This is a genomic window from Streptomyces daliensis (assembly GCF_054782395.1).
On record NZ_BAAGSO010000094.1, the window covers coordinates 759,531 to 773,024 of the forward strand.

The 13,494-nt window shown below is 70.6% G+C and carries 6 protein-coding genes; 1 reads left to right on the forward strand and 5 read right to left on the reverse strand.

What is annotated here, in order from left to right; translation table 11 throughout:
* Window positions 1–242: 242 nt before the first annotated feature.
* From ACYVOO_RS25900 to ACYVOO_RS25915, 4 genes are all read right to left on the reverse strand, one after another.
* Window positions 243–1,007, reverse strand: a complete 765-nt coding sequence (locus ACYVOO_RS25900) for an SDR family oxidoreductase (protein WP_461018090.1) — start codon at window positions 1,005–1,007, stop codon at window positions 243–245.
* Window positions 1,008–1,062: 55 nt separating this feature from the next.
* Complete coding sequence (fabG, locus tag ACYVOO_RS25905) at window positions 1,063–1,824, reverse strand: 3-oxoacyl-ACP reductase FabG (protein ID WP_453347491.1); 762 nt, start codon at window positions 1,822–1,824, stop codon at window positions 1,063–1,065.
* 177 nt (window positions 1,825–2,001) lie between these two features.
* A complete protein-coding gene (locus ACYVOO_RS25910) occupies window positions 2,002–2,433 on the reverse strand; it encodes a DUF3037 domain-containing protein (protein WP_461018091.1) in 432 nt (143 codons plus the stop codon).
* Between the two features lie 29 nt (window positions 2,434–2,462).
* Entirely contained in the window at window positions 2,463–3,299 is an 837-nt protein-coding gene (locus ACYVOO_RS25915) for a HipA family kinase (protein WP_461018092.1), read from the reverse strand.
* Between the two features lie 170 nt (window positions 3,300–3,469).
* On the opposite strand from ACYVOO_RS25915, the gene ACYVOO_RS25920 reads away from it, so the two are divergent.
* Window positions 3,470–4,696, forward strand: coding sequence for a sensor histidine kinase (locus ACYVOO_RS25920; protein WP_461018093.1), 1,227 nt, complete (start codon window positions 3,470–3,472; stop codon window positions 4,694–4,696).
* A gap of 82 nt (window positions 4,697–4,778) precedes the next feature.
* Here ACYVOO_RS25920 and ACYVOO_RS25925 read toward each other — a convergent pair whose 3' ends face one another.
* Window positions 4,779–13,487: a non-ribosomal peptide synthetase gene (locus tag ACYVOO_RS25925; protein ID WP_461018094.1), complete on the reverse strand. Its 8,709-nt coding sequence runs from the start codon at window positions 13,485–13,487 to the stop codon at window positions 4,779–4,781.
* Between the last annotated feature and the right edge of the window lie 7 nt (window positions 13,488–13,494).

A 13,494-nucleotide genomic window follows, 5' to 3' on the forward strand; every position in this document is an offset into this window, starting at 1 on the left:
GTAGTAGCCCTTGCTGCTGAGCGGTGGTGCGCGTGCCCGGCGCGGGCGCAAACGGGCATGGCGGCGTCCGGCCCCCGGGCGTCGCGCGGCGGTCCGCGGAGCGGACCACGGAAGCCCGTCCGCCGACCGGACCGGCCCCGCCCGCCCACCGTCCGCAGGCACGCTCGCGGAGCCGGTCCCGTGACGGGACCGGCTCCGCGAGCGTCGCTCAAGTTACGCCCCTCAGTGCGAGTGCGTGGCGCTCACTCCACGCCCGAGTTGAGGAAGAGGCCCCCGTCGATGGTGAGGACCTGACCGGTGATCCAGGCCGCGTCGTCCGAGGCGAGGAAGGCGGCGGCTCCCCCGATGTCCTCGGTCACGCCGAGCCGCCCCATCGGGTAGCGCGCCGCGGCCTCCGCCTCGCGCCCCTCGTACAGCGCGGTGGCGAACTTCGTCTTCACCACGGCGGGCGCGATGGCGTTGACCCGCACGGTGGGCGCGAACTCGTGCGCCAACTGGAGGGTGAGGTTCACCATCGCGGCCTTGCTCATGCCGTAGGCCCCGATGAAGGGCGAGGCGGAGAGCCCGGCGATGGAGGCGATGTTGACGATGGAGCCGCCGTTGTCCTTCTGCCAGGCCGCCCAGGTGCGCTGCGCGAAGCCGAGCGCGGAGACCACGTTGGTCTCGAAGACCTTGCGCGCGACCCCGAGGTCCAGATCGGCGATGGGCCCGAACACCGGGTTCGTGCCCGCGTTGTTGACGAGGTGGTCGACCCGTCCGTACGCGTCCATGACGCGCTGGACGGCCACGGCCTGGTGCTCCTCGTCGTGCGCCTTGCCCGCCACGTACATGGCGCGGTCGGGGCCGAGCCGCTCCACGGCCTCCTTGAGGGCCTCCTCGTTGCGCCCGGTGACGCAGACGCGGTCACCTCGGGCGATGAGGGCCTCGGCCACGCCGTAGCCGATGCCGCGGCTGCCTCCGGTGACGAGCGCGACCTTGCCGCTGTCCTTACCGCTGTTGTCGCTCATGAGCCTGTCTCCCTGTCCCTGCTTCCCTGAACCTGAACCCCCTGAGTCCCTATGGTCAGTTGAGCGGGCCACCGGCCACGTACATGACCTGCCCGGAGACGAAGCCCGCCTCCTCGCCGGTGAAGAAGGCGATGGCGTTGGCGATGTCCTCGGGCCTGCCGACGCGCTGGACGGGGATCTGCGTGGCCGCCGCGGCCTGGAAGTCCTCGAAGCCCATGCCGACGCGCTCGGCGGTCGCGGCGGTCATGTCGGTGACGATGAAGCCGGGGGCGACGGCGTTGGCGGTGATGCCGAACTTGCCCAGCTCCTTGGCGAGGGTCTTGGTGAAGCCCTGCATGCCGGCCTTGGCCGCCGCGTAGTTGACCTGGCCGCGGTTGCCGAGCGCCGAGGACGAGGAGAGGTTGACGACCCGGCCCCAGCCCGCGTCGACCATGTGCTTCTGGCAGGCGCGCGACATCAGGAAGGCGCCGCGCAGGTGCACGTTCATGACCGTGTCCCAGTCGGCGTCGCTCATCTTGAACAGCAGGTTGTCGCGGAGGACACCGGCGTTGTTGACGAGGACGGTCGGCGCGCCCAGCTCCTCGACGACGCGCGCGACGGCGGCCTCGACCTGGCCGGAGTCGGAGACGTCGCAGCCGATGGCGACCGCCTTGCCGCCACTGGAAGTGATCTTGTCAACGGTGTCCTTGCAGGCCGCCTCGTCGAGATCGAGGACGGCGACGGCGCGGCCCTCGGCCGCCAGGCGCACGGCGGTGGCCGCGCCGATACCGCGGGCCGCGCCCGTCACGATCGCCACACGCTGCTCGGTGGTGGACATGCTGGTTCTCTCCTCGCCCTGGATGTGGTGAGCAACCGCTTAGTACCTACGGCTCACGTGACGCTATGAGGCTGGCCACGCTCTGTCAACGGTTGCCAGCGCGGGTGAGATCCAGCGCACCACCCGGATGCGCCACGGCGCCGCTCCGGCGCTGCTCCGGCGGCGTCCCGGCACCGCTCAGCGCACCAGCAGCTCCAGCAGCCGCTCGGTCTCCGCCGCGGGGTCGGCCGTCAGCCCCGTGTGCACCGGTCCTGGCTGGACGACCGTGCTGCGGGGGGCCACGAGCCAGCGGAAACGCCTGCCCGCGTCGTCGCCCGCCGCCTGGCCCGCGTCGTCGCCGCCCGCGCAGACGCACTCGACGGCACGCAGCGCGGCGCGCACCCCCGCGAGGTCGGCGCGCGGGTCGAGGGCGCGCAGCCGGTCCTCGTCCAGATGGGTGCGGGCCGCGACGAAGGAGCGGGCACGGCAGTAGACGACCACCCCCGCGTTGATCAGCTCGCCGCGCTCCACGCGCGGGACGACGCGCAGCAGCGCGTACTCGAAGACCTCGCGCGCCACGGGGGCCGCGTCGGGCGCGGTCGCGGTCTCGGCTGCCGTGTCAGGTGTCATGTCGGATGCGGTGTCCCGTGTCGTGCCGTTCACTTGACCTCGCCTGCCTCGCGGCGCGGAGCCAGGCGTCCGGTGAGCCAGCCGGGGGCCTGCGAGGGCCGGTCCCGTGTGGGTTCGCCCAGGGTGACGCGTTCGTGGATCGTACGGGCGCGGGCCGCCAGCACCTCGGTGTACGCGCCGCGTACCGCGTCCGTGCTGTCGAACCCAGGCTCCCCCTCCAGCCACTCGTCGGGCACGTCCGCCGCGCACCGTGCGAGCAGGTCCTCCGTGACGAGGGGGGCGAGCCGCTCGGCGGCCGAGGCGAGGTCGGGGCCGAAGGGCGCGAGTGCGTGGTCGGAGGCGTCGTAGGGCTTCGCCGCCGAGGCCGCGGCCGTCGGCCAGTTGTGGTGCCAGATCATGGTGGCGCCGTGGTCGATGAGCCACAGGTCGCCGTGCCAGACGAGCATGTTCGGATTGCGCCAGGAGCGGTCCACGTTGTTGACGAGCGCGTCGAACCAGACGACCTCTCCGGCCTCGCGCGGGCCCACCTCGTAGGCGAGCGGGTCAAAACCGAGCGCCCCGGGGAGGAAGTCCATGCCCAGGTTGAGGCCGCCGCTCGCCTTCAGCAGCTCCTGGACCTCCTCGTCGGGCTCGGCCTTGCCGATGACCGGGTCGAGCTGCATCCGTACGAGGTCGGGCACGCGCAGCCCCAGCCGCTGGGCGAGCGTGCCGCAGATGACCTCGGCGACCAGCGTCTTGCGGCCCTGGCCCGCGCCGGTGAACTTCATGACGTACGTACCCAGGTCGTCGGCCTCGACGATCCCGGGGAGCGAACCGCCCTCCCGCAAGGGCGTGACATAGCGGGTGGCGGTGACTTCGGGGAGCATTCCGCCAGCCTATACGGCGACGTGACCTCAAGATCCGCGGCTGGCTTCCGGGGACGTCGTCGGCATCGCTGTGAGCGAGGGCGTTAACCCCCTCCGTACAGGGCATCTGCGTCAATGGATGTCGGCGACCCCGCCATCGTCGTCACCGTCGCAGGAAGCGGGTGCAGGTCATGGGGCTGGTACGGCTCGTGCGGCGCATCCCCTCGGCGTTCGGTGGCTCGCTCCGGGCCCGGATGACGGTGCTCTACAGCGGCATGTTCACGATCATCACCCTGGGAGTGCTGATCGTCACGCAACGGCTCCAGCAGCGCGCCGTCAACGATCAGGTGGACAACTTCGTCTCGCCCGGCTCGATCGCCAAGATCCCCTGCCGTTACCGGCCTCCGGAGGCTCCGTGCTCGGTCCATCCGTACCTTCCGAACCCCACCAAGTCCGAGCCATCGGCCCTCATCGTGAGCGAGAAGAAGCAGCTCCAGGAGGCGCTGGCGGACACCCAGCTCGTCGTCAGCCTGATCACCATCGGGTCGCTGGTGCTGCTGGTCATCGTGGTGTGCTGGTGGCTCACCGGACGGCTGCTGCGTCCGCTGCACCGCGTCACCGCTACCGCCCGCCGCCTGTCGCTGTCCACCCTGCATGAGCGCATCGCCCTGTCGGGGCCTGAGGACGAACTCAAGGAACTCGCCGACGCCTTCGACGCCATGCTCGACCGGCTGGACCGCGCCGTGGCGAGCCAGCGCCGTTTCGTCGCCAACGCCTCCCACGAGCTGCGCACCCCCCTTGCCATCCAGCGGGCGGCGATCGAGATCGGCCTCAACGACCCGACGCCGGAGCGGGTGACCCGGATCCGCGAAGAACTCCTCCGCGCCACCAAGCGTTTCGAGCGGCTCATCGAGGGCCTTCTCGTGCTCGCTCAGGGAGAGCAGGAGCTCACCTCCCGGGATCCGGTGGATCTCGCCACCGCGGTCGACCAGGTCATCGCCGAACAGCTTCCCTTGGCCGAGCGCCGCAACATCAGCCTCACGGCCGCCGCTCTTCCCGTCATCGTCCCGGGTGACGAAGTGCTGCTCACCCGTCTCGTCGCCAACCTGGTGCAGAACGCGATCCGGCACAACATCGATGGCGGGCACGTTCTGATCGACCTGTCCCCCGACAGCGGTCTCGTGGTCTACAACACCGGCCCGCATGTTCCGGACGAGCAGGTCGACGAGTTGTTCGTGCCGTTCAGGCGGCTGCGCGCGGACCGGACCGGTTCGTCCGAAGGCGCGGGCCTCGGGCTCTCCATCGTCGCCGCCATCGCCCACGCCCACGGCGGCAGCGTGCACGCGACGGCCAACCTTGAGGGCGGGCTCTCGGTCCGCGTGGCCCTCCCGGTACACGCCCCGGTGCTGTCCGCCTGATCCGCGGGCCGCTGGGACCGGGCCGCTGGGACCGGTAGGTGACCGGCACCTCCGGGCCCGGCCCGGCGGCCCGGGGCTCCGCTCACACCCCGGATTCCGCGCTCCTCGACTCCATCCACGCGGCGATCGCCTCCCATGCCCGGCTCAGCATGTCGGGAAGCATGAGGTCGGTGTGCCGGCAGGGCAGGCCGACCGCTGACACCGAGCCGCGAACGTGGGGTTCCCAACGCCATAGTTGCGACTCACGCGGTTCGCTGTCCTGGGCGCCCTCGGCGACGATAACCAGCATGTCGCCGTGGAAGACACCGGCCTCGTGGCGCTTTCGCAGCGTGGTGTTGTTGCGGAAGATCTTCATGATGAGGAGCAGTTCCTCCTCGGTGATTCCGTCGATGATGTCGCCGATCTCCCCTCGGACCCGCGCCGCTTCCTCCCGCAACTGCGCCCCAGGATCGCGCTCGGCCCCCTCGGGCCCCCCGTCCTCAGGAGGCCGGACGGCCTCGCCTCCCCTGTGCTGAGTCGGATAGGTGTCCATGACGACGAGCGCGGCGACGGTCTCGCCCGCCTGCTGGAGGCGAACGGCCACCTCGTGGACGGGAATACCGCCGAACGAGAACCCCACGAGGTGGTAGGGGCCGTGCGGCTGGATGGTCCGGATCTGTTCGACGTAGTCCGACGCCATGTCGTCGATGCTGCTCGGCAGTGTGCCGCTGCCGTCCATTCCGACGGCCTGTAGCCCGTACAGCGGGATGCCGTCGGGTACGTAGCGTGCCAGCGGCCGGTAGCACCAGCTCAGACCGGAGGCGGGATGGACGAAGAAGAACGGCGGCCGGTCTCCCTCGGCCCGGATGGGCAGGACCCTGCCGAGCGAGTCGCTCATCGACGCCAGGTTGAGCTGGCGGACGATGCCGGCGACGGTCGGCGCGGCGAACACGTTCCGCACCGTGGTCGAGATGCCCTTCTCCCGCAACCGCGTGACGAGGGTCACCGCCAGCAGGGAGTGGCCGCCGAGCCGGAAGAAGTCGTCGGCGAAGCCGACCTCGTCGACCCCGAGGACGTCGGCGAACACGTCGCTGACGACGTACTCCAGGCTCGTGGCGAGGTTCCTCTTCTCGTCCGCGCCGGTCGCTCCCGCGGTGTAGTCGGGGGCGGGCAGCGCTTTGCGGTCGAGTTTGCCGTTGGCGGTCAGCGGCAGTTCCGGCAGTGTGACGCAGGCGACCGGCACCATGTGCTCCGGCAACCGCTGGGCGACGAACTCCCGCAGGCCATCCGGCTCATCGCCGTCGACGGGCACCACGTAGGCGACCAGGCGCTTGTCGCCGGGGGTGTCCTCACGCGCGATGACCGCGGCCTGCGCCACCTCCGGGTGCGCGGACAGGACGGCTTCGATCTCACCGGGCTCGATGCGGAACCCGCGGATCTTGATCTGCTCGTCCGCCCGGCCCGCGAAGACCAACTGCCCGTCCGCACGCCACCTGGCCACATCCCCGGTGCGGTACATCCGCTCGCCACCGGCACCGTACGGGCAGGCGACGAACCGCTCACCCGTCTGCGACGGACGCCCCAGGTAGCCGCGGGCCAGACCGGTGCCGGCGACGTACAGCTCGCCCGTGACGCCGACGGGCACCGGCTGGAGTGTCTCGTCCAGCACGAAGAAGCGAGTGTTGGCGATCGGGGTACCGACCGGCACCACCCCGCCGCCGACCGTCTTCGGCGTCAGTTCGGCCGTGGCCACACCGATCGTGGTCTCCGTCGGCCCGTAGTGGTTGAACACCCGCCGGCCGCCGGCCGCGGCCGTCTCCACCAGTTCCTGAACCCAGCCGGGCGACCCGGCCTCGCCGCCCAGCACGAGGGAACGTGCGGGCAGCAACGCCTCCACACCGACCGCGGCCGTCAATGCCCGCAGATGCGACGGCACGGCCTTCAAGGCGTCGATGTTCTGCTCGGTCACATACCTGGCGACCTCTTCTGGATCGGTCACCGCTTCCTCATCCAACACATGCAACTCACCGCCGGTGGCCAGGCTGGTGAACACCGTCGTGTTGCCCAGGTCCGTCACCTGCGCCTGCAACAGCGCATACCGCGCCCCGGCCGCGGTCCAGCCGAGTCGCCCGGAGACCGACGCCACGTAGTTGGCCAGCGATCCGTGCGTGACCGCCACACCCTTCGGCGTGCCCGTCGAACCGGAGGTGTAGATCACATACGCCAACCCCGCCGGCTCCACCGCCACCTCATCAGGCTCATCAGGCTCATCAGGCGAAGCGCCCGCGTAGCTCTCCAGCTGGGCGACGGTCGCGGGGTCGTCGAGGGCGATCATCCGAACCCGGCCGGGCGAACGTTCAGCCAGGGCCTCCTGGGTGCCGAGGAGCAGCTGCGCGTGGCTGTCGGCCAGCAGATACGCCACCCGCTCGGCCGGCAACGCGCCATCGACCGGCACATACGCCGCCCCCGCCTTCCACACCGCCAGGATCGCCGTGACCATCCCCGCACCACGCGGCAGGCACAGCCCCACCACCGACTCACGGCCGACACCCGCATCACGCAGACAGCACGCCAGCCGGTTGGCCGCCGCGTCCAGTTCCCCGTACGTCAGCCGCTCCCCGTCGGCGACCACCGCCACCGCATCCGGGACGGCACCTACCTGCCGCTCGAACAGGTCCACCACCGACGAACCTGCCACATCCGACGCGGTGTCGTTCCACTCCACCAGCGCTCGGTCCCGCTCCCCGGGATCCAGCACATCCACCGCTGACACAGCCACATCGGGGGAGACCGCCACCTGCTCCAGCACCTGGCCCAACCACTTGGCCATACGTCCCGCCGCAGGCGCGTCGAACAGATCCGCCGCCACGGTCACCGAGCCGTGCAAGCCGGCGGGTCGGCCGTTGCCGTCGAGTACCTCCGTGAATCCGAAGTTCAGGTCGAACTTGGCCGAGGACGGTGTCGCTTCGCCGGACGCCCCTGTGCCGGCTATGCCCGCGCCGGCGCCCATGCCCGGCGGCTCCAGTGAGGCGTCGTCGCTGGTCTGCATCGACAACAAGACCTGCGTCAGCGGGTGCCGCGCCATCGACCGCGTCGGCGCCAACTCCTCCACGAGGCGCTCGAACGGCACGTCCTGATGCGCCAATGCCCCCAGACTCGCCTCCCGGACCCGGCTGAGCACCTGCCGGAACTCGGGGTCCCCGGCGAGGTCGGTGCGGATCACCAGCGTGTTGACGAAGAACCCGACCAGATCGTCCAGCGCCTCGTCCGTACGGCCCGCGATCGGCGACCCGATCGGAATGTCGGTGCCGGCGCCCAGCCGTGAGAGCGTCACCGCCAGCGCCGCCTGCAACACCATGAACGTCGTCACGCCCTCGGCACGGGCGAGGTCCACCAGTGGCTGATGCACCTCAGCCGGTATCCGCACCGGCACCCGGTGTCCCCGGTGGCTTGCCGTTGTCGGCCGCGGCCGGTCGCCCGGAAGCGCCAGCTCCTCCGGAGCACCGGCCAGCGCCTGCCGCCAGTACCCGACCTGCCGCGACAGCAGACTGTCCGGATCGGACTCCTCGCCCAGCAACTCGCGCTGCCAGAGGGCGTAGTCGGCGTACTGCACGGGCAGCGGCTCCCAGTCCGGGACCTGGCCGCGCCGCCGAGCGGCATAGGCCGTGGCGACATCCCGGCTCAGCGGCCCCATCGACCATCCGTCACCGGCGATGTGGTGCATGACGACCATCAGGAGCTGCTCGTCAGGACCCGCGTGGAACAGCCACGCCCGGATCGGCAGCTCGCTCGACAGATCGAACGCGTACTGCGACGCCTCCCGCACGGCATCCGCCATCCCGTCCCGTTCGAGCTGACGGACGTGGAGCTCCCAGTCCAGGTCGTGCGGGTCGAGGATCTGCTGGTACGGCTTGCCGTCCTGGGCGGGGAACACCGTCCGCAGCGACTCGTGCCGCCCGATCACATCCCGCAGCGCCTGCGTCAGCGACGCGGCATCCACGTCACCGGGCAGGCGGATCGGCGTCGGGATGTTGTACGTCGGGCTCGGGCCTTCGAGCTGGGCCAGGAACCAGAGCCGCTGCTGGGCGAACGACAACGGCACCCGCTCCGGACGTACCCGCGCCCGCAGCGGGGTACGGGCCTGCCCCGTGTCCTCCGTCAGCAGGGCCGCCAGTCCGGCCACGGTCGGGGCCTCGAACAACGCCCGGACCCTGATCTCCACGCCCAGTACCGCGCGGATCCGCGATATCAGCCGGACGGCGAGGAGGGAATGGCCGCCGAGCTGGAAAAAGTTGTCGTCGGCCCTGACCGACTCCACGCCGAGGATGTCGGCGAAGGCCGCGCACAGGATCTCCTCCTGGACCGTCGCCGGTGCACGCCCTGTGCCGGTGGCGTACTTCGGCGCCGGGAGGGCCTTGCGGTCGAGCTTGCCGTTGACCGTCAGCGGCAACTCCGGGAGCGTGACGAACGCGGCCGGGACCATGTACTCCGGCAGCCGCCCGGCCACGAGGACCCGCAGGGCGTCACTGTCGAGATCGCCGGTGCCGGTGCCGGTGGGGACGACGTAAGCGACGAGCCGCGTCTCTCCGGGGGTGTCCTCGCGGACGACGACGGCGGCCTGTGCGACATCGGCATGTGCCGACAGCACCGCTTCGATCTCGCCCGGTTCGATGCGGAAGCCGCGGATCTTCACCTGCTCGTCGGCGCGCCCGACGAAGAGCAGCTCGCCGTCCGGGGTCCACTTGACCAGGTCTCCGGTGCGGTACATCCGCTCCCCGGACCCCGGCCCGAAGGGGCAGGCCACGAAGCGCTCGCTGGTCAGCCGCGGGCGGCCCACGTAGCCGCGCGCCAGGCCCGCTCCGGCGATATACAGCTCACCGGCCACGCCGACCGGCGCCGGCTGAAGCCCGGTGTCGAGCACGTACAGGCGGGTGTTGGGGATCGGGTGGCCGAACGGCACCGCACCCGGACGGCCGGCGTCCACCGTCCCGGCCGCCGCGATGACCGTCGCCTCGGTCGGACCGTAGGCATTGACCAGATCACGCCCCCGCGACCAGGTGCGTGCCACCGTCTCGCTGACCGCCTCCCCGCCCACCAGCAGCGTGCCGACCTCGGCGAGATCCTGCGGATCCAGCACCTCCAGGAGCGGCGGCGCCATGAGAGCCGTCCGGACACCCATCAGGTCCGTAAGTCGCTGCGGCTCTTGACGCTGCTCCTCGCTGGCGATCCATAACGTGGCACCCGAGGACAGTGCCACCACCACGTCCAGTACGGAGGCGTCGAAGCTGAACGTGGCGAACTGCAACACCCCCACACCCGGCCTCGCGCCCATCACCGGAACGAACGCGGACATCAAGTTCGCCATCGAGCTGTGCGCGATGCCCACGCCCTTCGGCGTCCCCGTCGAGCCCGATGTGAAGATGACATACGCCAGCGAGGCTGGGGCGATGGCCACCTGCGGTGCCGCACCGGAAGAGCCAGCCGACTCCTCCAGCTCCTCCACACCAACAACGACCCCCACACCGGCGTCGGCGAGCATGAACTCCACCCGCTCGGGCGGCAGCGCCTCGTCCACCGGCACATACGCAGCCCCCGCCTTCCACACCCCGACAATCCCCACGACCATCTGCGGGCCACGGGGCAGCCGCAGCCCCACTACCGACTCACGGCCCACGCCCCGGCCACGAAGCCAGTTCGCCAGCCGATTCGCCGCCGTGTCCAAATCGCTGTAGGACAGCTCCACGCCCTCGAACACCACCGCAGCGGTATCGGGAGCTTCGGCCACCCACCGTTCGAAGGACGCCAGCACCATCGCGGAGTCCACCGGCGCAGCCGTGTCATTCCACTGCCGCACCACCACATCGCGCTCGCGCGAACCGACCACGTCCACCTGACGCAGCCGCAGCCCGGGGAACGCGGTCACCGACTCCAGCACACGGCCGAACCACACCGCCATCCGCTGGGCGGTCTCCGCCTCGAACACATCCGCCGACGCGACCAGCGCACCCCGCAACCCCGCAGGACGCCCCTCCTCGTCAACCACCTCCGACAACGACATTTCAAGGTCGAACTTCGAGACGGCCGTCGCCCTGTCCAGCCGCACACCCTCAGCATCCGCGTCGACCAACCCCAGCGCGGCGCGCTCGACGTTCTGCACCGTCAGCATCACCTGGAACAGCGGGTGCCGCGCCAACGACCGCTCCGGCGCCAGTTCCTCCACCAGCCGCTCGAACGGTACGTCCTGGTGCGCCAACGCCCCAAGACTCGCCTCCCGCACCCGGCCCAGCACCTGCCGGAACTCCGGATCGCCGGACAGGTCGGTGCGGATGACCAGGGTGTTGACGAAGAACCCGACCAGGTCGTCCAGCGCCTCATCGGTCCGTCCCGCGATCGGCGACCCGATCGGGATGTCCGTCCCCGCTCCGAGTCGGGACAGCGTCACGGCCAGGGCCGCCTGAGCCACCATGAACACCGTCGCGCCCTCGGCCCGGGCAAGACCGGTCAACCGCTCGTGCACCGCCGCAGGCACCCGAACCCGCACCGCATGGCCGACCCGACCGGTCACCGCAGGGCGGGGCCGGTCCACCGGCAACACCAACTCCTCCGGAACACCGGCCAGCGTCTGCCGCCAGTAACCGACCTGCCGCGACAGCAGACTCTCCGGATCCGACGCCTCCCCCAGCAGCTCCCGCTGCCACACCGCGTAGTCGGCGTACTGCACCGGCAACGCATCCCACACCGGCGCCTCACCACGTCGCCGCGCCGCATACGCCCGAGAGACGTCCTTGGTCAGGGGGCCGCGCGACCAGCCGTCGGAAGCGATGTGGTGCACGACCACGAGCAGCACGTGCTCATCCGATCCCGCCTGGAACAACCACGCCTTGATCGGCAGCTCCGCCGACAAGTCGAACGTGTACCGCGACCCCTCGGCCACTGCCTCCGCAACACGCTCGGGGGCAACCTGCGACACCTCCAGCTCCCACGAGAACTCGTCCGGGTCGAGGATCCGCTGGTAGGGCTCGCCGTCGCTGGCCGGGAAGATCGTCCGGAGCGATTCGTGCCGCACGATCATGTCCCGCAGCGCTTCGCTCAAGGCGTCGACGTTCACCTCACGCATGCGGATCGGGGTGGGGATGTTGTAGGTGGGGCTGGGGCCCTCCAGCTGGGCCAGGAACCAGAGGCGTTGCTGCGCGAAGGACAGCGGTACCCGCCCAGGACGGGCCCCCGCCCGCAATGGCGTCCGAGTCCGCCCGGCGGCCTCTGCCAACTGGCCCGCCAACGCGGCGACCGTCGGGGCCTCGAAGAGCGTGCGGACCTCAACCTCCACCCCCAGCACGACCCGGATTCGCGACACCAGCCGCACCGCCAACAGGGAGTGCCCGCCCAGATCGAAGAAGCTGTCGTCGACGCCGACGGACTCCAGGCCCAGAATCTCGGCGAACGCCGCACACAGCGCAACTTCCACCGACGTCGCCGGGGCGCGCCCCGTGCCGGTGGCGTACTCGGGGGCGGGCAGTGCTTTGCGGTCGAGCTTGCCGTTGGCTGTCAGCGGCAACTGCGGCAGCGAGACGACGGCGGCCGGGACCAAGTGGTCGGGCAGCCGCGCCCCGACGAACTCCCGCAGACCGTCTGGCTCACCCCCGCCCGCCGCGACGACGTAGGCGACCAGGCGATTGTCACTCGGGGTGTCCTCACGGGCGACGACCGCCGCCTGGGTCACGTCCAGGTGGGTCAGCAGGACGGCTTCGATCTCGCCCGGCTCGATGCGGAAGCCGCGGATCTTGACCTGCTCATCCGCACGCCCGACGAACACCAGCTGGCCCTCCCGGCTCCACCTGGCCAGGTCCCCAGTGCGATACATCCGCTCACCGGAACCCGGGCCGAAGGGGCACGCCACGAAGCGTTCGCCCGTCAGTCCGGGGCGACCGACGTAGCCGCGCGCCAGGCCCGCTCCGGCAACGTACAGCTCACCGACGACACCCGTAGGAACGGGGGTGAGTGCGTCGTCCAGGACGTACATGCGGGTGTTGGCGATCGGAGTACCGACCGGCGCCACACCACCAGCCACCGCGTCCGGGGTCAGCTCGGCAGTGGCGACGCCGATGGTCGTCTCCGTCGGACCGTAATGGTTGAACACCTGTCGAACCCCGGCAGCGGCTGCCTCCACCAGCTCCCGCACCCAGTCGGCCGGTGCCGCCTCACCGCCGAGCACCACCGACCGTGCGGGCAGCAGCGGCTCGATACCCGCCACGGACGTCAACGCCCGCAGATGCGACGGCACCACCTTCAACGCGTCGATGTTCTGCTCGGACAGGTAGCTGGCGACCGCCTCCGGGTCTGTCACCGACTCCTCATCCAGCACATGCAACTCACCGCCGGTGGCCAGGCTGGTGAACACCGTCGTGTTGCCCAGGTCCGTCACCTGCGCCTGCAACAGCGCATACCTCGCCCCCGGAACCGCCCACCCCAACCGCGACGACGCGGAAGACACGTAGTTGGCCAGCGACCCGTGCGTGACCGCCACACCCTTCGGCGCCCCCGTCGAACCCGACGTATAGATCACATACGCCAACCCCGACGGATCAATGTCCAGCCCAACAGCCGCGTCCGCGTAGCCCTCCAGCAGCATGACCGTCGTCGGATCGTCCACCGCGATCATCCGCACCCGACCCGCCGGCAGATCATCCAGCGCATCCCGCGTACCCAGCACCACCTGCGCACGGCTGTCACTCAGCAGATACGCCACCCGCTCCATCGGCAACGCACCATCCACCGGCACATACGCCGCCCCCGCCTTCCACACCGCCAACATCGCCGTG

Excerpts from the sequence above, each read along its gene's own strand:
- ACYVOO_RS25910 (WP_461018091.1), bottom strand. The coding sequence starts at position 2,433 with ATGACACCTGACACGGCAGCCGAGACCGCGACCGCGCCCGACGCGGCC.
- fabG (WP_453347491.1), bottom strand. The coding sequence starts at position 1,824 with ATGTCCACCACCGAGCAGCGTGTGGCGATCGTGACGGGCGCGGCCCGC.
- ACYVOO_RS25925 (WP_461018094.1), bottom strand. The coding sequence starts at position 13,487 with ATGTTGGCGGTGTGGAAGGCGGGGGCGGCGTATGTGCCGGTGGATGGT.
- ACYVOO_RS25915 (WP_461018092.1), bottom strand. The coding sequence starts at position 3,299 with ATGCTCCCCGAAGTCACCGCCACCCGCTATGTCACGCCCTTGCGGGAG.
- ACYVOO_RS25920 (WP_461018093.1), top strand. The coding sequence starts at position 3,470 with ATGGGGCTGGTACGGCTCGTGCGGCGCATCCCCTCGGCGTTCGGTGGC.
- ACYVOO_RS25900 (WP_461018090.1), bottom strand. The coding sequence starts at position 1,007 with ATGAGCGACAACAGCGGTAAGGACAGCGGCAAGGTCGCGCTCGTCACC.